At 59.1% G+C, this 20,545-nt stretch carries 16 protein-coding genes; 15 read left to right on the plus strand and 1 reads right to left on the minus strand.

All coding sequences use genetic code 11. The annotated features are described in order from the left end of the window. Positions 1–593 precede the first annotated feature (593 nt). The 15 genes from purH to IDH41_RS10150 all read left to right on the plus strand — a co-directional run bounded on the left by purH (position 594) and on the right by IDH41_RS10150 (position 18,150). Entirely contained in the window at positions 594–2,141 is a 1,548-nt protein-coding gene (gene purH / locus IDH41_RS10080; RefSeq protein WP_190860635.1) for a bifunctional phosphoribosylaminoimidazolecarboxamide formyltransferase/IMP cyclohydrolase, read from the plus strand. Positions 2,142–2,818: 677 nt separating this feature from the next. Beyond that, the gene (gene purD / locus IDH41_RS10085) at positions 2,819–4,084 is read left to right on the plus strand and encodes a phosphoribosylamine--glycine ligase (RefSeq protein WP_190860637.1); all 1,266 of its coding nucleotides are present in this window, start codon (positions 2,819–2,821) and stop codon (positions 4,082–4,084) included. 190 nt (positions 4,085–4,274) lie between these two features. Continuing rightward, positions 4,275–5,396 (plus strand): polysaccharide deacetylase family protein, encoded by a 1,122-nt coding sequence (locus IDH41_RS10090; RefSeq protein WP_190860639.1) that lies wholly within the window; start codon positions 4,275–4,277, stop codon positions 5,394–5,396. Between the two features lie 39 nt (positions 5,397–5,435). Beyond that, positions 5,436–6,890 (plus strand): FG-GAP repeat domain-containing protein, encoded by a 1,455-nt coding sequence (locus IDH41_RS10095; protein WP_190860641.1) that lies wholly within the window; start codon positions 5,436–5,438, stop codon positions 6,888–6,890. 20 nt (positions 6,891–6,910) lie between these two features. Continuing rightward, the gene (locus tag IDH41_RS10100; RefSeq protein ID WP_190860643.1) at positions 6,911–7,717 is read left to right on the plus strand and encodes a response regulator transcription factor; all 807 of its coding nucleotides are present in this window, start codon (positions 6,911–6,913) and stop codon (positions 7,715–7,717) included. Beyond that, positions 7,714–9,108, plus strand: a complete 1,395-nt coding sequence (locus tag IDH41_RS10105) for a HAMP domain-containing sensor histidine kinase (RefSeq protein ID WP_190860644.1) — start codon at positions 7,714–7,716, stop codon at positions 9,106–9,108. Before IDH41_RS10100 ends, IDH41_RS10105 begins: the two co-directional genes overlap by 4 nt. Positions 9,109–9,442: 334 nt before the next feature. Next, a complete protein-coding gene (phnD, locus tag IDH41_RS10110; RefSeq protein ID WP_190860646.1) occupies positions 9,443–10,360 on the plus strand; it encodes a phosphate/phosphite/phosphonate ABC transporter substrate-binding protein in 918 nt (305 codons plus the stop codon). 2 nt (positions 10,361–10,362) lie between these two features. Beyond that, the gene (gene phnE, locus IDH41_RS10115) at positions 10,363–11,109 is read left to right on the plus strand and encodes a phosphonate ABC transporter, permease protein PhnE (protein ID WP_190860648.1); all 747 of its coding nucleotides are present in this window, start codon (positions 10,363–10,365) and stop codon (positions 11,107–11,109) included. 1 nt (position 11,110) lies between these two features. Then, positions 11,111–11,869 (plus strand): phosphonate ABC transporter ATP-binding protein, encoded by a 759-nt coding sequence (phnC, locus tag IDH41_RS10120; RefSeq protein WP_190861061.1) that lies wholly within the window; start codon positions 11,111–11,113, stop codon positions 11,867–11,869. A 20-nt stretch (positions 11,870–11,889) separates the two neighbouring features. Beyond that, positions 11,890–12,942, plus strand: a complete 1,053-nt coding sequence (selD, locus tag IDH41_RS10125; protein ID WP_190860650.1) for a selenide, water dikinase SelD — start codon at positions 11,890–11,892, stop codon at positions 12,940–12,942. Positions 12,943–12,971: 29 nt separating this feature from the next. Then, positions 12,972–14,030: a tRNA 2-selenouridine(34) synthase MnmH gene (gene mnmH, locus IDH41_RS10130; RefSeq protein ID WP_190860652.1), complete on the plus strand. Its 1,059-nt coding sequence runs from the start codon at positions 12,972–12,974 to the stop codon at positions 14,028–14,030. Positions 14,031–14,213: 183 nt separating this feature from the next. Continuing rightward, positions 14,214–15,038: an alpha/beta hydrolase gene (locus tag IDH41_RS10135; protein ID WP_190860654.1), complete on the plus strand. Its 825-nt coding sequence runs from the start codon at positions 14,214–14,216 to the stop codon at positions 15,036–15,038. Between the two features lie 179 nt (positions 15,039–15,217). Beyond that, entirely contained in the window at positions 15,218–16,291 is a 1,074-nt protein-coding gene (locus tag IDH41_RS10140; RefSeq protein ID WP_190860655.1) for a DUF3048 domain-containing protein, read from the plus strand. A 224-nt stretch (positions 16,292–16,515) separates the two neighbouring features. Next, the gene (locus IDH41_RS10145; RefSeq protein ID WP_190860657.1) at positions 16,516–17,127 is read left to right on the plus strand and encodes a DUF47 domain-containing protein; all 612 of its coding nucleotides are present in this window, start codon (positions 16,516–16,518) and stop codon (positions 17,125–17,127) included. A gap of 27 nt (positions 17,128–17,154) precedes the next feature. Continuing rightward, positions 17,155–18,150 carry an inorganic phosphate transporter gene (locus IDH41_RS10150; RefSeq protein ID WP_190860659.1) on the plus strand — a complete coding sequence of 332 codons (996 nt, stop codon included), beginning with the start codon at positions 17,155–17,157 and terminating at the stop codon, positions 18,148–18,150. Between the two features lie 1,696 nt (positions 18,151–19,846). Here IDH41_RS10150 and IDH41_RS10155 read toward each other — a convergent pair. Continuing rightward, complete coding sequence (locus IDH41_RS10155) at positions 19,847–20,506, minus strand: endonuclease domain-containing protein (protein ID WP_190860661.1); 660 nt, start codon at positions 20,504–20,506, stop codon at positions 19,847–19,849. Positions 20,507–20,545: the final 39 nt, after the last annotated feature.

Consider the following 20,545-nt stretch of genomic DNA (forward strand, 5'->3'; position numbering starts at 1 on the left):
ATGGCCCCGGAAGCGGCGGAACTGGGCGCATACGGCGGCTGGCGGACAAATCAGAGCTAGAAATTAGCTCTGATGCGCAAACTTAGCCTGGTTTGGACAGATCAGGTCTAGAAAGTAGACCTGATGGCCCCGGAAGCGGCGGAACTGGGCGCATACGGCGGCTGGCGGACAAATCAGAGCTAGAAATTAGCTCTGATGCGCAAACTTAGGCTGGTTTGGACAGATCAGGTCTAGAAAGTAGACCTGATGGCCCCGGAAGCGGCGGAACTGGGCGCATACGGCGGCTGGCGGACAAATCAGAGCTAGAAATTAGCTCTGATGCGCAAACTTAGGCTGGTTTGGGCGGATCAGGTCTAGAAAGTAGACCTGATGGCCCCGGAAGCGGCGGAACTGGGCTCATACGGCGGCTGACGGACAAATCAGAGCTAGAAATTAGCTCTGATGCGCAAACTTAGGCTGGTTTGGACAGATCAGGTCTAGAAAGTAGACCTGATAGTCCCGGGAGCCGGAGCGGCGAGGTAATACGCAAAGCAAGGGAAGCTTCCCTTTTTTGATAAATAGCAATGGGTCAAAACGATGAGGAGGGTATTTGTGTGGCTATACGGAGAGCGTTAATCAGTGTATCCGATAAGACGGGAATCGTGGAGTTCTCCCGCGAACTGGCGAATCAGGGCGTGCAAATCATTTCGACGGGCGGAACGTTTAGCCTGCTGCAGAAGGAAGGCGTGCCGGTCATCGGCATTTCCGACGTGACGGGGTTTCCGGAAATATTGGATGGCCGCGTGAAGACGCTGCACCCTGCCGTACATTGCGGCTTGCTTGCGGTGCGCGACGACGAAGAGCATCAGAAAGCGATGAAGGAGCTTGGGCTGGATTACATCGACCTCGTCGTCGTGAACCTGTATCCGTTCAAGGAAACGATCGCGAAGCCGGACGTCACGTACGAGGACGCGATCGAAAACATCGATATCGGCGGTCCGACGATGCTGCGCTCGGCTGCCAAAAACCACGCATTCGTTACGGTTGTCGTCGATGCCGGCGACTACGGCGCGATTCTTGGCGAAGTGAAGGCGCAGGGCGACACGACGCTAGAAACGCGCAAGCGCCTGGCGGCCAAAGTATTCCGCCACACGGCGGCGTACGACTCCCTCATCTCGGACTACCTCTCGAAGCAGATGGGCGAGCCGCTTCCCGAGACGTATACCGTCACTTACGAGAAGGTGCAGGACCTTCGTTACGGCGAGAACCCGCACCAGAAGGCCGCTTTCTACAGCAAGCCGCTTGCCGCGGCGGGCAACGTGACGACGGCCGAGCAGCTTCACGGCAAGGAGCTGTCCTACAACAACATCAACGACGCGAACGCCGCGCTGGCCATTCTCAAAGAATTCGACGAGCCCGCTGTCGTTGCCGTCAAGCATATGAACCCTTGCGGCGTAGGCATCGGCGCGACCATTCACGAGGCTTATCAAAAAGCGTACGAAGCCGACCCGACGTCCATCTTCGGCGGCATCGTGGCGGCGAACCGGACGATCGGCACGGATACGGCCGAGCTGCTCGGCAGCATTTTCCTCGAGATCATTATTGCGCCGGATTACACGCCGGAGGCGCTTGATATTTTGATGAAGAAGAAAAACATCCGCCTCCTCAAGCTGGGCGAGCTGTCCGCGGCCGCCGAGCGCAAGCCGGAGTGGGTCGTGACCTCGGTAGACGGCGGCATGCTCATCCAGGAAAGCGACGTGCACAGCCTGGCCGAAGCGGATCTGCAGTTCGTTACGGACCGCAAGCCGACGGCGGAAGAGCTGAAGCAGCTTCTGTTCGGCTGGAAGGTCGTGAAGCACGTGAAGTCGAACGCGATCCTTCTCGCGAAGGACGACATGACGGTCGGCGTGGGCGCGGGCCAAATGAACCGCGTCGGCGCGGCGCGCATCGCGATCGAGCAAGCGGGCGAGAAGGCGCAAGGCGCAGCGCTTGCGTCCGATGCGTTTTTCCCGATGGGAGATACCGTCGAGCTTGCGGCCAAAGCCGGCATTACGGCGATTATTCAGCCGGGCGGCTCGATCAAGGACGAGGAGTCGATCGCGGCAGCGAACGCGAACAACATCGCGATGGTGTTCACGGGCGTTCGCCACTTCAAGCACTAGCAGGTAGATGGCCGTAGCCGTATCCGGTTCGGAAGGATAGGAGCGGCGTGCGGCGTCTGGTGAGTCAGGTGCTCAGGTGCACAGGGGCATTAAGTGCATCAGGTGCACTGGGCGTCTGGTGCTTAGGTGCATCAGGTGCACTGGGCCTCTGGTGCTTAGGTGCACCAGTTGCACAGTGACGTCAGATGTGTAAGGTGAATCAGGTGTGTCAGGTGCGTAAAGTGAAGCAGGAGCATCAGGTGCATCAAGTGAACAGGTACACAGGGGCATTAAGTGCATCAGGTGCACGGGGGCGTCTGGTGCATAGGTGCACCAGTTGCACAGTGACGTCAGATGTGTAAGGTGAATCAGGTGCATCGGGGCACAGGGCGTCAGGTGAGTATGGAAAGCGGCCCAGCGTTGTGCTAGGAACGTAATGAGGGATGCTCACTAATTAGTGATGCAAATCTCATTACTATGCGGCAGTATTCTTCATTCGGGGCAATTAGTGAGGTAAACCTCACTCCCCGTGAAGGTAGCTTCATGGCTAATGAGTTTTGCCTCACTAATTCTGTCAAGTCCGAAGCACAGGATGAAAAGAGTGAGGTTTACCTCATAAACAGTGAGTCTCGCCTCATTCGCGACGCGGACGAACGGAACAAACAAGCTAGACCAAGTAACGTGGGAGGTTGGCATTTATGCGCATTTTAGTTATTGGCGGCGGCGGACGGGAGCATGCGATCGTCTGGGCGCTGAAAAAAAGCGAGAAGGTCAAGGAAGTATTCTGCGCGCCGGGCAACGCCGGGATCGCGCAGCTTGCGGAATGCGTGCCGATCGCGGTCAATCAGTTCGACGAGCTGATCCGCTTCGCGAAGGACGCGGCGGTCGACCTCGTCTTCGTCGGTCCGGACGATCCGCTCGCCGACGGTATCGTCGACGCGTTCGAAGCGGCCGGCATTCAAACGTACGGCCCGCGCAAAAGCGCGGCGGAAATCGAAGGCAGCAAAATTTTTATGAAAAATTTGCTGAAAAAGTACAATATCCCTACGGCGAAGTACGAGACGTTCACCGATTACGAAGCGGCCGCCGCTTATTTGCGCGAGCAGTCGGCGCCGATCGTCATCAAGGCGGACGGCCTCGCCGCAGGCAAAGGCGTAACCGTGGCGGCGACGCTCGAGGAAGCGGAGAAGGCGCTGCGCGAAGCGATGGTCGACAAAGTGTTCGGCGAAGCGGGCAACCAGATCGTCATCGAGGAGTACCTCGAGGGACAGGAAATGTCGATTCTCGCGTTCGTGGACGGCGAGACGGTGCGGCCGATGTCGCCGGCGCAGGATCATAAGCCGATCTTCGACGGCGACAAAGGCCCGAACACGGGCGGCATGGGCACCTACTCCCCGCTGCCGCATATCGATCAGGCCATTATCGATGATTCCATCCAAAACATCATCATTCCGACCGCGAAAGCGATGGTCAGCGAAGGACGCCCGTTCCGCGGCGTATTGTTCGCGGGCCTCATGATTACGAAGGACGGCCCGAAGACGATCGAATTCAACGCGCGCATGGGCGATCCGGAGACGCAGGTCGTGCTGCCGCGCCTGCAGACCGACTTGATCGACATCGTGCTCGCTTCGCTTAACGGCAGACTCGACCAGCTCGACATCCAGTGGAGCGACGAGGCGGCGGTATGCGTCGTCGTCGCGTCGGAAGGCTATCCGGCTTCCTACCCGAAGGGCCGCGTCATCAAGGGCCTGGCCGAAGCCGAGGCGCAGGGCGCGCTCGTCTTCCACGCCGGCACGGCCGAGAAGGACGGCGAATTCGTAACGAGCGGCGGACGCGTGCTCGGCATCGTCGGGCGCGGACGCGACATCGCGGAGGCGCGGGCGCGGGCCTACGAGGCGGTCGGCGTCATCGAGTTCGAGGGCAAGCAGAACCGTACCGACATCGCGGCGAAGGCGCTCCGTTAACGGCGCGCGTTCGGCGAAATCGCGGCATCGTCCCGCGCTGAATAGGCCATCCGGCAACGCTTAAGAGGCGTTGTCCGGATGGCTTCTTTTTTTTGTCGCAACGGCTCGAACCATGTTACTAATTTGTAACTCTCTTAACCTTCCATTCCCTTAATATAAATCTATCAGCGAGGAATAGAAGGTGAGCGAAATGAGGAAAGCAAGGAAGCGTCGTCGTCGCGGTTTGTTGGTATTGGTCATTTTGGCAGCGGTAATGGTATGGATTGGCGGATGCGCGATGGACGGTTCCTTTGGCTTATCCGCGCTCATGCAAAGCGGGAACGGCCCGGTGGGCAGCAAGGGGCCGTTGACGGCGGGAGGCGCCGAAAGCGACGGCGATCTTGTCGTCATCGGCAATGAGGAAGGGCCAAATGAAGGCGGCATTACGCACGGGGATTGGGAGCCCGCGCCGAATGACGGCGAAGGGAACGGTGTGCCGCCGGGCGAGCAAGACGGCGGGCCGGACGTAAGCCTGCCGGAGGACCGTCCGGATCGGCCGGATGAGCAGTCGGATACGGACCATACGCCGGACGGCACGGGCCAGACGGGATCGCAGGACGATTCGAGTCAAGCGACCGGGCCGGACGGCGCGGATAAGCCCGGTCAGGCCGGAGAACCGGACGATGCCGACCGGCCGGATGCGAACGGCAAGCCGGACGAACCGGCGAATCCGCAGGAGCCGCCGGCCGGCGAACAAGATGGGGAGAAGCTCGTCGCGCTAACGTTCGACGACGGGCCGGACAAGAACTATACGACGGCCATTCTGGATATTTTGAAGGAAAAGGGCGTTACGGCCACCTTCTTCGTCGTCGGGCAGCAGGTGAAGAAGAATCCGGACGTGCTGAAGCGGATCGCAGACGAAGGCCATGCCGTCGGCAATCATTCGTATAATCATAAAGATCTGTCCAAGCTGAACAAGCAGCAAATTCTCGAAGAAATGTCCACTTCGGACGCGGTCATCGAAGACGCGCTCGGCTTTACGCCAACCTTGTTCCGCGCTCCTTACGGCGCCGTATCCGATACGCTCAAAAACGTGCTGAAGGCGAACAAGCGCGAGCTGATCGGCTGGAGCGTCGATACGCGCGACTGGGCGGGCACGTCGCCTGCGGACATGCGCGAAATGATTCGTAAAGAAACGGAGCCCGGTGGTATAATATTGATGCATTCCTTCGGAGGCAAAAATATTAAGCATACGGTCGAGGCGCTCCCGGGAATCATCGACGATTTGGCGGAGATGGGCTATACGTTCGTAACGGCCGACCGGGTCGCTTGAACGACCGAAACCTAAGGAGACGGGAGGGAGCCGGTAAAGTTGGACGAAGCAACCATGGCAGACGGCAAGCGCGGAAGCGGCCGCGGGCCGCGGCCGGGCATCGGGCTCGGCGCCGTCCTCGCGTTCCTGCTCCTCGCGACGGGCTGCCGGTATACGGCCGCTCCGGCGGACCTTCTGCAGAAGCCGTCCATCTCGCCGGGCAAGCAGGCGATCGTGACGGCGGTCGAGAAGACGCTGCCCGCCTACAGCAAGCTGACGCTGCCGCTCCGCGAGGAGCATACGGAAGCGATCCGGCTCGTGGACGTGGACGGGGACGGCACGGAGGAAGCGATCGTGACCTATTACAATGAATACAGCACGCCCGAGATTATGGCGTTCAAATATACGGCGTCCGCCTGGCGGTCATGGGTGCTCTTGCAGCAGCCGCTCGCCAGGCAAATCGCCTGGCTCAAGTTCGAGGACTTGGACGCGGACGGCCGCCCGGAGCTGATCGCCGGCTGGATCGGCGGCTTCGACAGCCCGAACGTGCTGGAGATCTATTCGTTCCGCTCGAAGCCGGTCCGCAACGAAGCGGGCAAGCTTACGCTCCGGCCGCTGGAATCGCTGCCGTATTCGTATGCGGAGACGGGCGATCTGAACGACGACGGCAAGCCGGAGCTCGCGGTCATCAGCGAGACGGGGACAAGCAAGGAGGTCTCCGTTCCCGAGTTTCGGCTGTCGCTGTACAACTGGAAGAACGGCGGCCTCGAGCCGATTGCCGCCACGGAGGTTTTCAGCGACGTCAATGCCTATGACCGGCTCATCATGGGGAAGGTCTCGCCGAGGCATTACGGCATCATTCTCGAGGCTTCCGTCGGGGCGCACGGCACGTATACGGCTATGTATGCGTGGGAGAAGGGCAGACTAAGGCTTGTCTATCCGAGTCCGGGCGAGGGGCAAGGCGGGATCAGCGGCAAGCCGACGATGAGCAGGGACATGAACGGGGACGGCATATTGGAGATGCAGTGGACAAGGGAGGCTTCGGGATATCCGAACGTCCCTTATTCGGATTCCATCTGGATCAACGATTGGATGCAGTGGGACGGCCGGGAAGGCTTTACGAAAAAAACGGAAGAGTTCAGCGATTACCGCTACGGCGTCCGGCTGCGCATTCCCGAGCCGTGGTTCGGGCGCTACACCTTGAACAAGCCCAAGGACGAAGCTTACGCGATCGTCGAGGCGGAATATATGAACAGAAGAACCGGCGCCAAGGCCGGGCTGGCTACGTTGTACGCCGTGCCGGAGAAGCAGTGGGAGAATGTGCTCGCTTCATGGAAGCAGAGCTCCCGCTCCTATGAGCAGCTCCTTACGGACAGCGGGAACGTCTTCGCGATTTCGTTCGCGAAGGAAGCGCCGGCCGGGTGGCTTGCCGAGGATAGGCAAGCGTTCGCCGATATGGCGGCGGAGGGGAAGCGGTTCGCCTCCTCCTTGACGATTCGGAGCGATTTCCAGTGATTAAGAAGCGGCGGTGACCTATGCGAATATTATTGTTGGAGGACGAGGAGTCCATTCGCGGCTTCGTCCGCATCAACCTGAAGCGAAACGGGATGGAAGTGATCGAAGCGGAGAACGGCGAGGACGCGCTCGCCTTCGCTAAGACGCAGGGCCCGATCGACATCGCGCTGCTCGACGTCATGCTGCCGACGATCAGCGGCTTCGAGGTGTGCGAGGAGCTGCGGAAGCGATACCCGCGCATGGGCATCATCATGCTTACGGCGAAGTCGCAGGAGGAAGACAAAATACGCGGGCTCGAGCTCGGCGCGGACGACTACGTGCAGAAGCCGTTCAGTCCCGGCGAGCTGATCGCGCGCATCAAGTCGCTCTACCGGCGGATGCAGCCGGAGCCCGCCGCCGCGGGAGCGCGGCGGGAGGAGGCGGCGGCCGGCGAAGCGGCGCGGGCGGAGGCGGTCGCCGCCGCGCAGATCGAGGCGCATAAGCAGCAGGCGTCGGCTTCCTTCTTCGCCGCGCATCAGGTGCTGCTTGTGAAGCCGTTCCGCCTGTCGATCGGCGAGAGGAAGCTGTGGAAGGACGAGAGCGAAGTCGTCCTGACGCCGACCGAGTGGGCGCTCGTAAGGCTGCTCATGGAGCATGTCGGCGAAAGCGTCAGCCGCGACCATATTTTGACGGAGATTTGGGGACGCTATTACGTAGGCGATTTGAAGGTCGTGGACGTGAACATTCGCCGGATCCGCCAGAAGATCGAGAAGAACCCGTCGGACCCGATGTACATCGAAACGGTATGGGGCTACGGCTACCGCTGGAAACGGGGCTTGGGCGAATGAAAAGCGTGCAAACGAGAATGGTGTGGAGCTACCTGCTCCTCATCGTCCTTGTCGTCGGCGTGCTGGGCGGCGTATTCGCGGCCTTGATGTGGAATTATTATTACGGAAGCGCGCAGAGCTCGGTCAAGCAGCGTGCGGAGTCTGCGCTCAACCTTCATGCCCGCTCGCTGTCCTCGCTCACGGTGCAGGACCAGGCGGATTATATGCTGCAGTACATGGTGGAAGGCGGCACGCGCCTGCAGCTGCTGGACAGTACCGGCCGCGTCCGGATCGATTCGGACGGCTTCGCTCCCGATATCCGGTACGAGACCGCCGACGTGCGGGCGGCGATCGCCGGCGCGACGGGAAGCTGGCGGGGCGTCGATCCCTACTTCGGGGAGCGCGTCATGTCCGTGACGATTCCGCTCTGGAACGAGACGCGCGTCGTATCGATGCTGCGCTACTCGGCTTCGCTGGCGCAGGTGGACGCGATGGTCAGCCTGCTCATCCGGATGGCGGCTGCCGTCGGCATCGGCGTCGTGCTGCTCTTCCTCGGCCTCAGCCTGTTCCTCGCGCAGCGGATCGTGCGGCCGATCCGCGAGCTGACGCGGGCCGCGCGCTATATGGCGGGCGGCGATTGGACGAAGCGGGCGCTGCAGAAGAGCGACGACGAGATCGGGCAATTGGCCGAAACGTTCAATACATTGGCCATGGAGCTGAGCAAGCGGGAGAAGCTGAAGAACGATTTTATATCGTCGATCTCCCATGAGCTCCGCACCCCGCTGACGTCGATCAAGGGCTGGAGCGAGACGCTGAAGGAAAGCAAGCCCGGGGAGGACGACGAAGAGGTCAAGCTCGGCTTGTCGATCATCGGCAAGGAGACGGAGCGGCTGACGGGGCTGGTGGAGGATTTGCTCGATTTCTCGAAGCTGTCTGCGCGGGCGATGGAGCTGAGCACCGAGGTGCTCGACTTCAACGGTCCGGTGCGGGAGACGGTGAGCCAGCTGACCGTGCGGGAAGAGCAGACGAAGGTGAGGCTGCTGGCCGCGTACGGCAAAGGGCCGATCGTCGTCCGAGGCGACGCCAACCGGCTGAAGCAGGTCATGATCAATCTGATCGACAACGCGTTCAAATTCACGCCGGCGGGCGGCACGATTCGGGTCGCCACCTCGTCGGAGAAGGACGAGGCGATGCTGACGGTGTCGGATACCGGCTGCGGCATCGGCGAAGAGCATCTGCCCCATGTGACCGAGAAGTTTTACAAGGCGATTACGGGTCAAGGCGGTTCCGGCCTGGGGCTGGCCATCTGCAAGGAAATCATCGAGCTCCACGGCGGACGGCTTACCGTCGACAGCGAACGCGGAGCCGGGACGATCGTGACGGTTCGGGTGCCGCTTATGCACGAGGCGTAAGCGAAGCGGCGCCCAGCCGTCATTCTTTGTAAAAAAGCAATTTCCGCCTCGCCACGACGTAAATGATCGCGATCACCGCGCCGAGGATAATGAGGAAAGACAGCCAATGCTCGCTTAGCCATTCGATCCATAAAGGCATCGCCAAACGCACCTCCCATACGGAATTTTCCCGTTCTTATTATTCCATGAAGACAAGGAAATTATCGAAGCGAGCGGCAGCCCGGCGGCGCCGCCTTTTTGGCGCACGCTTCAATTAAAGCGGTTCTGTTTCGACAAAAATTGTGCTAATCTCAATAATTGGGACACGATTATGAAAATGGAGGAGAGTGAAGAGATGTTCCGAAAACAAAAATTTTTTTTGGTATTAACATGTCTTCTGGTCTCTTGCCTGATGATGGCTTCCTGCGGGAAGCCGGCCGGCGAAGCCGGGGAAGAAGGCGGCAAGCCGAAGGAGTTCTTGATCGGCGTCATTCCGGCGCAGGGCAGCAATCAGATGAAGCTCGGGGCGGACAAGCTCGCGGAGCGGCTGGCGGAGAAGCTCGGCTACGGCGTGCGCGCGGAAATTTATCCGGATTACAACGGCGTCGTCGAAGCGATGGGCGCGGGAAAGGTGCAGATGTCCTATCTGGGACCGCTCACTTACGTCGAGGCACATGAGCGGTACGACGTCGAAGCGATCGTGACGCAGCTGATCGAGGGCAAGCCCTATTATTATTCCTACCTGATCGCTCCGGCCGATACCCCATACGCGTCTCTCGACGACGTCGTGGCGCACGCAAAGGATATAAGGTTCGCGTTCGGTGACATCAGCTCGACATCGGGCAGTCTCATTCCGGGGATTGCGCTCAAGGACGCCGGCGTGTTCAAATCCCAGCAGGAGCATGATTTCAAAAGCGTGACTTATACCGGCGACCATACGGCGACGGCGCTCGCGATCCAGAACGGGATGCAGGACGTCGGGGCGATCGACAGCGCTTATTTCAACAACCTCGCGAAGCAGGGGAAGATCGACGGGGAGAAATTCAAAATCGTCTGGCAATCCGAGGAGCTGTTCCAGTATCCGTGGGCCGTCGTCGGCAGCATGTCCGAGGAGGACATCGCGACCATCCGCGAGACGATGCTCTCGATTACGGACGAGGACATTCTGAGCGCGTTCGGCGGCGCCAGCGGTTTCACCGAGGCCGGCAATGACGACTATGCGTCGATCAGGCAGGCTGCGATTGCCGACGGGCGCATCAAACCGCGGGAGTAAGCGTGAGGAGGATAGCTGCCGCGGCAGCCGTTGTCGCCCTGCTCGTATGGTCGGGCGCCGGGATCGGCTTCTCGGCGGGAGCGTTCGGCGACCTCGGCAATACGTTCGCGTTCGTCGCCGAGCACTGGTTTCCGGCCGACTTGGCCGATTGGAAAACCGCGCTGCGAGCGATGGCCGATACGCTGCAGATCGCGGTATTCAGCACGCTGGCCGCGCTTGCGATCGCTTTTCCGCTCAGCTTCCTGGCCGCCCGGAACTGGGCGCCTTATCGCTGGCTGTACGATGCGACCCGGTTCGGGTTTAATCTCATCCGGTCGATTCCGGAGCTCGTCCTGGCGCTCGTCTTCATTCCGACGCTCGGACTCGGCCCGATGCCGGCGGTCATGGCCTTAATCATCCATAATATCGGCGTGTTCGGCAAGCTGCTGTCCGAGACGATCGAAGCGGCGGACGACGGGCCGCAGGAGGCCGTCAAGGCGATGGGCGGAACGAGGCTGCTCGTGGCGCTGTACGGCATTATTCCGCAGATGCTCCCGCTTGCGCTTTCCCATTATTTTTACCGGCTGGAGGTGGCGATCCGCACGACGCTGATCCTCGGCATCGTCGGCGCGGGCGGCCTCGGCCAAATGCTGTATAATGATTTCAAGCAGTTCATGTATCAGAAAGTGACGTTCGAGGTGCTGCTTATTATGGTTCTGGTCACCGCGGTCGATTACGCGGGCGCGCTGATCCGAAAGCGGGTGAAGTAAGCTGCTTGAGCTTAGAGGAATAAGCAAAACGTACGCAGGCGAGAAGAAGCCTGCGCTGGAACGCGTCGATCTGCGCATCGGGCCCGGCGAATTCGTCGTCGTACTCGGGCGGAGCGGCGCGGGCAAATCCACGCTGATCCGGTGCATCAACCGGCTCGTCGAGGCGGACGAGGGCGAGGTCGTATGGAACGGCCGCTCCGTTACGGGCATGAACGCAAGGCAGCTGCGCTGCATCCGGGGCGAGATCGGCATGGTCTTCCAGCATTTTCAGCTGCTTACGAGGCTGTCGGCTTGGACGAACGTCATGGCGGGGGGCTTTGCCGGCATGCCGCTCTGGCGTCCGCTGCTCGGCGCGTTCTCCGCGGAGGACCGGCAGCGCGCCCTTGCGGCATTGCGGGAGGTCGGGCTTGAGGAGTACGCGAGGCGCCGGGTCGAAGAGCTGAGCGGCGGGCAGAAGCAGCGCGTCGCGATCGCCCGCGTCCTCATGCAGCGGCCGAAGCTGCTGCTCGGTGACGAGCCGATCTCGAGCCTCGACGCCGTGACCGCGGAGCGGGTCATGGGGTTTATTGCCGGTCTGCACCGGCGGCATGGGGTTACCGTCATGCTCAACTTGCACGACGTGGCGGCGGCCCGCGCTTACGCGTCGCGGATCATCGGACTGTCCGCCGGCCGCGTCGTGTTCAACGGCGCGCCGAAGCAGCTGACGGACGCGGCGCTGCGCCGCATCTATCCGCCGGACGATGAAGATGGCGCACACTAAACGAGCGAGGAGCGATAGAGATGTCCCAAAGCGATAAAATAAAATTGACCAGCTTATCGAGCAAAGGAGGCTGCGGCTGCAAAATCGGCCCGGCCGATCTGGCGGCGGTGCTTCGCAATCTGCCGGCGCAGGAGCCGAACCCGCAGCTGCTCGTCGGACTCGATACGAGCGACGACGCCGGGGTGTACAAGCTTAGCGATGAGCTGGCGCTCGTGCAGACGGTCGACTTTTTCACGCCGATCGTCGATGATCCGTATGCCTTCGGGCAGGTCGCCGCGGCCAATGCCATCAGCGACATCTACGCGATGGGCGGCAAGCCGCTCACCGTGCTGAACATCGTCGCCTTCCCGATTCATACGCTGGACAAGCAGATTCTGACCGACATATTGCGCGGCGCTGCGGACAAGGTGAAGGAAGCGGGCGCGACGCTTGTCGGCGGGCATTCGATCGACGACAAGGAGCCGAAGTTCGGGCTCGCGGTCACCGGTCTCGTCCATCCGGACAAGGTCCGCACCAATGCCGGGGCGAGGCCCGGGGATAAGCTTATTCTGACGAAGCCGATCGGCGTCGGCATATTGACGACGTCCATCAAGAAGGACCAGCTGGCCGAGGATGAGATCGACCGGGTCGTCCGCGTCATGTCGATGCTGAACAAGACTGCGGCGGAGACGATGGAGCCGTATGACGTCCATGCCTGCACGGACGTGACCGGCTTCGGCCTGCTCGGCCACGCGTCGGAGATGGCCAAGGGAAGCGGCGTCGGCATTCGCATCGCCAAAGGAAGCGTTCCGACGCTGCCGCGGGTTCGCGAATTGGCGGAGGCGGGCTTCGTGCCGGGCGGGACGAAAAACAACTACGCGCATCTGGAGGGCTCGGTGACGTTCGCCGAAGAGCTGGATCAGATCGATCAATGGATTCTATGCGACGCCGTCACTTCCGGAGGATTGCTGATCGCCGTCGAGCCGAAGCAGGCCGATGCGCTGTTAGGCGAGCTGCGCGCCGCAGGCGTCGACGCCCATCAGATCGGAGAGGCGACGGACGAGCATCCGGGCCACATACGCATAACGGTATAGGAAGAGATCGAAAAGGAGCTGCTGACCGCATGTTTCAAGACATCACCGTAGAAGAACTTCTCGAGCTTCGGCGCAAAGGGGAAGCGCAGCTGATCGACGTGCGCTCCCCGTCCGAATACGCGGAGTCCACCATTCCGGGCAGCGTCAATATTCCGCTCTTCGACGATAAGGAGAGGGCGGAGATCGGCACGCTGTACAAGCAGGAAAGCGTGGAGGCGGCCAAGGAGCGGGGGCTGGAGATCGTATCGGGCAAGCTGCCGGGCTTCATTCGGGAGATCGCGGGGAGCGGCCCGCCCCGCAAGGTCGTCTTCTGCTGGCGCGGCGGCATGCGGAGCCGGACTTCGGCGACGCTCGCTTCGCTGATGGGGCACAAAATGTACCGCTTGACCGGCGGCTTCCGCGCTTACCGGAGATGGGTCGTCGAGACGCTCGAAGGCATCGCCGAGCTGCCGCCTTGCTACGTCGTCAACGGCTTCACGGGCACGGGCAAGACGGAGCTGCTGGCCAGGCTGCGCGAACGCGGCTACCCGGTACTCGATCTGGAATGGATGGCCCAGCACCGCGGATCGATCTTCGGCCACATCGGCCTCTCGCCAAGCAACCAGAAGACGTTCGATTCGCGGCTCGTTCACGAGCTCATCCGCTTGAAAGACGCGCCTTACCTCATCCTGGAAGCGGAGAGCAAGCGGATCGGCAAGATCGTGCTGCCCGAATTTCTGATGAAGGCGAAGGAAGCGGGAACTTCCTTGTATGTCGAAATGCCGATCGAAGCGAGAGTGGCGAATATCGTCGGAGATTATAAGCCCGCTGAGCATAAGGAGGATTTTGTCCGTTCCTTCGAGCGGATCGAGAAGCGGATTCATACGCCCGTTGCCGCCGAAATTCGGGCTTCGCTCGCGGAAGACCGGTTCGAGGACGCGGCCAGGCTGCTGCTGCTCCATTATTACGACCCTCGTTACCAATACGCGACCGAGCAATATGAGCAGGAGCGGATAACGATCGCGGCCGCGGGTGTGAACGAGGCGCTGGAGATGATTATCCGCGGCCTTCCGAAGCTTCCGGCGGACTGGGCGCGGGATGCGTCGTAAGGCAAAGCGATCAGGAAACGTTCGGCCATGGCCATTCGAAGCGAGATGCTTTGGAATGGCCTTTTTTTCTGCGTGAAGGTGATTGACAGGCGCTTGGAAACGATGGTATCATGGCTTTACTCAAATTCATAGTATACGGGTAGGAATTATTATATTTATCAGGCGGCAAGGGAGGCCATCGGAATGGAGAAGCAATTGACATTGCGGCATAACGGACTGGAGCTGGCGGCGACGCTGCATTACCCGACGGACGGCGGGAGCCGTGACGGTTCGGAGAAAAAGCAGGCGATCGTTATTTGCCACGGCTTTATCGGCTCGCGGGTCGGCGTGGACCGGCTGTTCGTCAAGACGGCGCGGGCGCTCGCCGCGCAGGGCTCGTACGTGCTGCGATTCGATTACGGCGGCTGCGGCGAGAGCGGCGGCGACTACGGGGCGCTCGGCTTCGATTCGATGGTCGATCAGACGAGGACGGCGATCGATTACGTAGCGGACATGGAATGCGTCGATCTCCGCCGGATCGTCCTGCTCGGGCACAGCCTCGGGGGAGCGGTCGCGATCATGACGGCGGTGAAGGACAGAAGGGCGAAGCGGCTCGTGCTTTGGTCGCCCGTCGCTTACCCGTTCAACGATATCGTGCGCATCGTCGGCCGAAGCAGCTACGACGAAGCCGTTACGACCGGGAGCTCGGATCACCAAGGCTACACGCTGCAGCCCGTCTTCTTCGATTCGCTGCTGCAGCATCAGCCGTTCCAGGCGGCGACGAAATTCGGGGGCGAGGTGCTGCTCGTTCACGGCACGAGCGACGAGCTTATTCCGGTCGATTACAGCTTCCTCTACCAGAAGGTGTTCTGGACCCGGAGCGAGGGGCTGTGCGACAAGGAAATTATTTTTCAGGCGAATCATACGTATTCGTCCCGCACGCATCAGGAGGAAGCGATCCGCGTGACGTCGGAGTGGCTCGGCGGGCTCGACAAGAAGCAGGAGGAATGGCATCACTGGAGCATTTGACGGTTACCGGATCAGGCAGCGCGGAGCATAATACGGCTCGCATCGGCGCTGCTTTTTTTCGTGCCTGGGCGGAAAAAAAGGAATGGATGACGAGACATCCTGCCCGAAATGTGTTTAAATGGAAGTTAAGTGAAAGCGAAAACATGCCGTATATACCGGAGATAAAGGCAGGGTTGCACATGAACAAACGATTGCTTACGCCGGTCGGAGCGCTGCTTCTGTCGCTCGGCCTTCTGTTGTCGGCGTGCAGCGGCGGCGACGGAGAAGGCGCGTCGCCGGAACCGACGGACGCCGCGACCGAGACGGTCGCGGAAGTGACACCGACGCCCGAGGCGACGCCTCTTCCGTACGATGCGCCGCTCACCGGCCTGAAGCTCGCGGAGGAGGCGACGGCGAGGCCGGTCGTCGTCATGATCAACAACTATGCGGCGGCGAGGCCGCAGTCCGGTCTCACGAACGCGGACGCCGTCTGGGAAGTGCTCGCGGAGGGCGGCATCACGCGGCTCGTGGCCGTGTTCCAAAGCACGGACGCGCTGACCGACAACATCGGACCGATCCGCAGCATACGGCCTTATTTGATCGACATCGGCGACAGTTACGGAGCCGTGCTTGCGCACGCGGGAGCGAGCAACGACGGCTATGCGATTTTGCAGCGGCAGGACAAGCCTTATTTGGACGAAATTTCGAACGCGGGCGGCTCTTACTGGAGAAGCAAGGACCGGAAGGCGCCTCATAATCTCTATTCGAGTCTCGAGAAGCTGCGCGAGGGTGCCGATAAGAAGGGGTACCGGAAGGACGTGACGGTTCCCTCTTATCCGTTCAAGGAAGAAGGAGCGGCGGAGGCTGGCGAGCCGGCGACGGAAATCGCCATCAAGTTTCTGATGGACAATTACAAGGTCGGCTATAAGTACGACGCCGCGACGGGGCTTTACGAGCGCTCGATCGGCGACGAGCCGCACATCGACCTGAACAACGGCGAGCAGCTGTCCGGAGCGAACCTCGTCGTCATCGGGGCGAGCCACCGGACGCTGGACAACGAAGGCCGGCTCGCGGTCGATCTGACGGCGGGCGGCTCGGCCGTGCTGTTCCAGAAGGGCAAGGCGATCGAGGCGGAATGGGTGCGCGCGCCGGACGGCATGATCCGGATCGTGAGGGACGGGGAGGAGCTGCCCCTCGTTCCGGGCAAAACCTTTTTCCACATCGTGCCGACGAAACCGACCTTCGCCGAGCATGTGACGTGGGTACAATCGTAGCGAATTGGAAACACTGTTAACAGACGTTAACGGATGGGCTTCCAAGGGAGAAGAAGGCGCTGGTCCCGTAACGGGGATCGGCGTCTTTATTATTATATTTTGAAAAACGAAAAGTTTTCATAAATCCTTTACATTCTCTTAACAATTCGTAGGTAAACTATGTTAAGATATTGTGGGCTCATAGCTAGACGCCTAAACATCCAAAGTCGGTAAAGGGGATTACGATGTTCAAGAAAAAAGACATTTTCTTTAAAACGTTCGAAGAAATGGCGGATACGCTCGTCGAGGCGGTTGAGTTTTTCTCTAAAGGCGTATCGGACTTATCGGATGTTGCGGCCTTCGCCAAGACCATGAAGGAATTCGAGAGCAAATGCGACCAGTACACGCATACGATCTTGAAGGAATTGAACAAAACGTTCATTACGCCGATCGAACGCGAGGACATTATGGCGCTGACGACGTCGCTCGACGACGTGCTCGACGGCATCGAAGCCTGCGCGTCGCGCTTCGAGATGTACAACATCCAGGAAAAGGACGAGTACATTACGCTGTTCGGCGACATTCTTGTGCGTTCCTCCCACCAGATCAAGAAGGCGATCTACTTGTTGACGGAGAAGAAGCTGCTGGCGATCCGCGAGCCGAACATCGCCCTTAACGAGCTGGAGAACCAGGCCGACGACCTGCTTCGCATCTGCATCAAGAGCCTGTTCGCCAATGTGACGGACCCGATCGAGCTGATGAAGCGCAAGGAAATTTACGAAATGCTGGAAGAAACGACCGACTTCTGCGAGGACGTTGCCAATACGCTGGAATCGATCATTATGCGCAACAGCTAAGTTTAGGAGAGGCAGGAGTCCTTCGAAATGGATTTAATCGTATTATGGATCGTCGTTTTTCTGGCGCTTTCGTTTGATTTTATAAATGGTTTTCACGACACGGCCAACGCGATCGCAACCTCGGTATCGACGCGCGCGCTGAAGCCGCGGGTCGCCATTATATTGGCGGCGGTTATGAACTTCGTCGGCGCGATTACGTTCACCGGCGTTGCGAAGACGATCGGCAGCGGCGTCGCCGACCCTTCGAAGCTGGATCACGGCGTCGAAATCGTCATCGCGGCTTTGCTTGCGGCCATTGCCTGGAACCTCATTACATGGTGGTTCGGCATTCCGTCCTCCTCGTCGCACGCCTTGATCGGCTCGCTGGCCGGGGCGGTTATTGCGGGCGCGGGTCTGGACGAAATCAACTCAAGCGGCATTATGAAAATTATCCAGGCGCTTATTTTGTCGCCGCTGATTGCTTTTTCCGCCGGTTTCATCATCATGTGGATCCTGAAGCTCGTCTTCGCCAAGTCAAGTCCGCATCAGGTGAACAAAGGCTTCCGCTTCGGGCAGATCATAACGGCGGCGTTCCAATCGTTCTCGCACGGCACGAACGACGCGCAGAAGGCGATGGGCATCATCGTGTTCGCGCTCGTGGCGGCCGGTATGCAGGATACGATGGACGTTCCGCTTTGGGTTAAAATATCCGCGGCGACGGCGATGGCGCTCGGCACGTCCGTCGGCGGCTGGAAGATCATCAAGACGATGGGCACGAAAATTTTCAAAATCGAGCCGATCAACGGCTTTGCGGCGGACATCGGTTCCGCGGCGGTCATCCTGACGGCCACGATGATCCATCTGCCGGTCAGCACGACGCATGTCATCACGTCCTCGATTCTTGGCGTGGGCAGCGCGAAGCGCTTCTCCGCGGTGAAGTGGGGCGTCGCCGGCCGGATTCTGATCGCGTGGGTTATCACCATCCCGATCACGGTGCTGATGGCGATGTTCTTCTTCTGGCTGATCCACTTGTTCTTCTTGTAAGAGGGGGAGTGGAGTGCATGATGGCCATTCGTGAGGAAAACTCACTAAATAGTGAGGGTAACCTCATAAAATGAGTTGTATGAGGTGCTTTGGAATGAAATAGTGAGGATTACCTCACTCTCCATGAGCTCAGGTTCATGGGGAATGAGGTTTGCCTCACTATTTTTATTTTTCGCGGCTGCAGCTGGGTTCGATATGAGCTTTCCTTCATAAACAGTGAGCTTTGCCTCAGTAACTTCAACTAGTACGCACGCAGCCGGCTGGTAAGACAGTGACAGGGAGTGTGGAGCAGGGAGTAGGGCTTCTCCCTCACCGGAAAATGAATTCGATGCGGCCTGCGGGGGATTTGGTCGTTTCTCTTGCATCGAATGATGGGGGTTAAGAAGGAAACTCAGTATCTTGCAGCCGGCTGGTGAGTCAGCGACCTGGTGCTCCTCTTCGTTTGTGCATGAGGGCTCTTAGTGAGGCAAACTCACTAAATAATGAGGGGAACCTCATTATCTGATTCGAATGAGGTGCATTTTAATGAAATAGTGAGGATAACCTCACTCGCCATGAGCTCAGGTTCATGGGGAATGAGGTTTGCCTCACTATTTTTATGTTTTCGCAGCTGCAGCTGAGCTCGATATGAGCTTTCCTTCACAAACAGTGAGCTTTGCCTCAGTAACTTCAACTAGTACGCAGACGGCGGGGTGGCTGCGATCGAGTGCTCCTCTTCGTTTGTGCATGAGGGCTCTTAGTGAGGCGAACTCACTAAATAATGAGTGGAACCTCATTATCTGATTCGAATGAGGTGCATTTAAATGAAATAGTGAGGATAACCTCACTCGCCATGAGCTCAGGTTCATGGGGAATGAGAGTTGCCTCACTATTTTTATGTTTTCGCAGCTGCAGCCAAGCTCGGTATGAACTTTCCTTCATAAACAGTGAGCTTTCCCTCAGTAACTTCTACTAGCACGCAGCCGGCGGATTGGCTGCGATCGAGTGCCGCCGCCTCTATCTCCTCTTCACCACCACCTCTTCCTCCTCGTTCTCCGGAATATGCATGCGCGGTGGGCCTTAGTGAGGCGAACTCACTATGCCTCCTCCTCCGTTTTACGTATGATGGGCTAGTGAGGCAAACTCACTAAATAGTGAGGGAAACCTCATGAAATGAGTTGAATGAGGTGCATTTTAGTGAAATAGTGAGGCAAACCTCACTCGCCATGAGCCCAGGTTCATGGGGAATGAGGTCTGTCTCACTATTTTTATTTTTCGCGGCTGCAGCCAAGCTCGTAATGAGCTTTCCTTCATATAAAGTGAGCCTTGCCTCAGTAGATACGATTTGTTGTGCTAGCCTTGCATTCTGCTTGTGCGACTAATTGGTTCGCCCCTCCGAATCAGGCCTGCCATCTTGCCATCAATAACCTGAGGCGTGGATAACCTTTGACGAAAAATGGCGAATCATGCGCATGTACACAATTCTACGCACAGTTGTGCATGAAATCGGCCTAACCGGCCGCGTCCGGGAGGTCATGCACCGTTTATGCACAATTATGCGGATGGAGAAGCATGTAAAAGGGTGCATTTGTGCACAGGCGAACGATAGGAGGACTTGTCACATGCTCGAATTATTGTGGATAAATTGCGATTTTGGCTTATCCACAGAGGAACAACTGTCGAAACGGTATGGGTGCAAACGTGCAAAAATCGTCGATTAGGCGAAGGTTGTGAGTAAATAACTCGTAATTCGTTGGCCGGACGAGTCGCCGCGCAGAACGCCGTCCCGTTCGAACCGCTGCAGCCAGTCGATCGCGGTCCGGTTGCTGATTTGAAATTCGCGCGCGACTTCGCCGGGCTTCAGCATGCCGTCTCTACGAATCGCCATTTGGACGAGAAGCCGCTTGCGGATGTCCCAAACGTTCGACGCCTCCGCGTTATGTCCGGCTTGCGTAATCGACCACCAATGTCCGATCGCCTGCTTGAGCTGGGACATGCAGGCTTGAGGCTGATTGGCGACCTGCCACGCGGAGAAGCGAAGAACGATCCAGCCCGTTAAGACAAGATCGTTCTGCCTGCGCAGATGATCGTTGAATTCGCCGGGGGATAGATCCCGGGCATGCGTCGTAAACCCGTCTACCTCAACGACAAGGCGCATGCCGTGCCTGACGTAGACGAAATCCGCGAAGCGGCGGCCTCCCTTATGGTCGACGAAAGGATGCTCGGCGCGCAGCCCGTCGTAGTTATGATCGAAGGCGGGGCCCCACACCAGTTCAAGGAACGTTAGGGCGGATTTGTCCAGTTTGTTCCGAAAGGAGCCGCTGACGGCGGACTCTCGTTCAAATGCTTCAATAAATCGCAGTAAGTTCGGGTGCATGCCGATTCCTCCTGAACGCCGCGGAACGAAAACACCCCG

Source organism: Paenibacillus arenilitoris, assembly GCF_014705655.1.
In the GTDB taxonomy this organism is placed as follows: domain Bacteria; phylum Bacillota; class Bacilli; order Paenibacillales; family Paenibacillaceae; genus Pristimantibacillus; species Pristimantibacillus arenilitoris.